This is a genomic window from Aeromicrobium sp. PFPM2_SD2 (assembly GCF_057364525.1).
Map to the genome: position 1 here is coordinate 1 of NZ_JBNFNZ010000404.1, position 2,243 is coordinate 2,243.

Genomic DNA, 2,243 nt, shown 5'->3' on the forward strand with positions numbered 1-2,243 from the left:
GCTCGGCCGTCGCCGCCGAGGCGAGGCGTGGCGCGACGACCACGGCGTCCGGCCGCGGTCGCGAGGCCCGGCTGCGCCTGGTGCGCGTCGACCCGTGGTCGGTCACCAAGACCGTCTTCACCCTCGCCGTGGCGCTCATGATCGTCGCGGTCGTGGCCATGACGGTGCTGTGGTCGGTGCTGTCCATCGCCGGCGTCTGGGACCAGGTGAACTCCACCGTCACCGCGGTGCTGAGCGACGACAGCGGCTCGTTCGACATCAAGGACTACCTCGGCTTCGGCCGCCTGGTCGGGCTCACCCTGGTGATCTCGGCCATCAACGTCCTGATCTCCACGGCCGTCGCCGCCATCGCCGCGCACCTGTACAACCTGGCGGCGCAGCTGCTGGGCGGCATCACGGTCACGCTGGCCGAGGACGCCTGAGCCGTCGCCCGCGTCCGGGCCGACCCCGTGTTGGGCGGCCCGGGGTGCGTGGGGTAATGTCTCCCCTCGGTACGGGCCTATAGCTCAGCTTGGTTAGAGCGCTTCCCTGATAAGGAAGAGGTCGCTGGTTCAAGTCCAGCTAGGCCCACCATCCCACCCCCACGGAGGAGGACCCCATGAAGAAGATCCTCGCGGTCCTGGCCGTCGGCGGACTCGTGTTCATGGCCCGCCGCCGCAAGGCCGGCGCCACCGACGCGTGGGCGCAGGGCACCGACTCCCTCTGAGCCGGACCGCCACGGGGCCGTGGCGCAATTGGTAGCGTACCTGCCTTGCATGCAGGGGGTTAGGGGTTCGAGTCCCCTCGGCTCCACCACCACCAGGACCGCCGGTCAGCGACCGGCGGTCCTGTCGTTGTCGGGGACGTCACCGCGGCAGGCGCACGCGCGACCACTGCAGGTTGTGGTCGCTCACCACCGGACCGCCGAGGTACGGGACGTTCGCGTGCTGCACGCTCCCGGACTGGGCTCGTCCGGCGTACCGCACGCCCGCGGTCATGATGTGGTCGTAGCGGGCGCCGAAGTGCGTCACGCTGCGCTCCGCGGCCTGGCTCTTGCCGTAGTTGACCGTGCTGTACGCGCGACCCTGGTAGGAGCCGGACGGCGCCGCGGTGTCCCAGTAGCCGGCCTGGACGAGCGTGCGGTGCGCCGGCTCCCCGATCTCGTACGCGCCGAGGTCGCCGGCCAGGACGACCGGCCGCTCGGTCGTGGGATGGAGCGCGGCCACGACCTTGCGCAGCGCCGCGACCCGGTCCGCGGAGGCGACGCGAGCCAGCTCGACCGAGGCCACGACGAGCTCGGCGCCCGTGGCCACGGACCGCAGGTGGACCCAGAACGGCGTCCTCCCGCGTGCCCGGGGCCCCAAGGCGCCGACGACGCCCGGAGCCGAGCAGCGTGTACGCGCTGCGGCGCCAGGCGACGGCGGTGCCGTTGCCCGCGTCGGTCGTCCCGAAGCTTGACCAGGCCGAGCCGAGCTGCGGCACCGACTGCTGGAGGGCGACCACGTCCAGCCCGGCGGCGTCGAGCTGGGCCCGCACCCGCGCGTCCCGGCCGGAGGCCGCGCAGTGCCGGCACAGGCTCCACGACCCGACCGAGACGGTGGTGCCGCGCGGGTCCGGCGTCAGGCCGCCGGCCACCTCGTAGACGTAGTCGTCGCTCGAGGGCCGCGACGTGCCGGTGCGGTTGGTCGAGCGCATCTTGAGGCTGATCGGGTTGGCGTACGGCAGCGTCGTGAAGCGCGTGGGGGTGCCGCACATCCAGGCGCGGGACGTGCCCTCGGGGAAGTGGTCCTCCTCCACGTCCAGCTCGCCGGAGTCGGTGCGGGCCCGGGCGCCGCTGTTCTTGGACTGGATCGTGTAGCGCGTCGCGTAGGCCTGCTCGCGCCACGAGGCCTGCACCCGACCGGGCTGGCGCGTCAGGCGCGGCTCGCCGGGGCGGAAGTCGGTGGCCCGCTGGCCGTAGTGGAGCTCGACCGTCTGCACCGGCGACCACGGACCGATGCGCGTCGGGGAGGCGTAGGCCCGGACGCGCACGTAGTACGTGCGGCGGTGGGCGAGCCGGTTCGCGTAGGTCCAGGTGCGGGCCACGGCCTCGTCCTGCACGAGCCGGCGGAAGCGACGGTCGGTCGCGACCTGCACCTCGTACCGGCGCACCCCCTTGACCGCCTTCCAGGTGAGCTTGCGTCCGCGGGTGGTCCAGCGCTGCGTGCTCGTGCGCCGCACGTACCCGACGCGGCCGAGCCGGGCGCGGCTCGCGCGAGCGGGCA

Annotated in this window: 3 protein-coding genes and 2 tRNA genes; 4 read left to right on the forward strand and 1 reads right to left on the reverse strand. The window is 73.3% G+C overall.

Translation table 11 applies throughout. The annotated features are described in order from the left end of the window. From AC2W7G_RS14260 to AC2W7G_RS14270, 3 genes are all read left to right on the forward strand, one after another. A partial coding sequence (locus tag AC2W7G_RS14260; protein WP_485869017.1) for a DUF3566 domain-containing protein occupies positions 1-422 on the forward strand: 422 nt, incomplete at its 5' end. A 73-nt stretch (positions 423-495) separates the two neighbouring features. Then, a tRNA-Ile gene (locus AC2W7G_RS14265) sits at positions 496-573 on the forward strand. Between the two features lie 146 nt (positions 574-719). After that, positions 720-795: transfer RNA gene (locus AC2W7G_RS14270), tRNA-Ala, on the forward strand. A 50-nt stretch (positions 796-845) separates the two neighbouring features. Here the strand turns inward: AC2W7G_RS14270 and AC2W7G_RS14275 are convergent. After that, complete coding sequence (locus AC2W7G_RS14275) at positions 846-1,292, reverse strand: hypothetical protein (RefSeq protein ID WP_485869018.1); 447 nt, start codon at positions 1,290-1,292, stop codon at positions 846-848. A gap of 416 nt (positions 1,293-1,708) precedes the next feature. Here AC2W7G_RS14275 and AC2W7G_RS14280 point away from each other — a divergent pair, with 416 nt between their 5' ends. Then, positions 1,709-1,837, forward strand: coding sequence for a hypothetical protein (locus tag AC2W7G_RS14280; protein ID WP_485869019.1), 129 nt, complete (start codon positions 1,709-1,711; stop codon positions 1,835-1,837). The last annotated feature ends 406 nt before the right edge of the window (positions 1,838-2,243 follow it).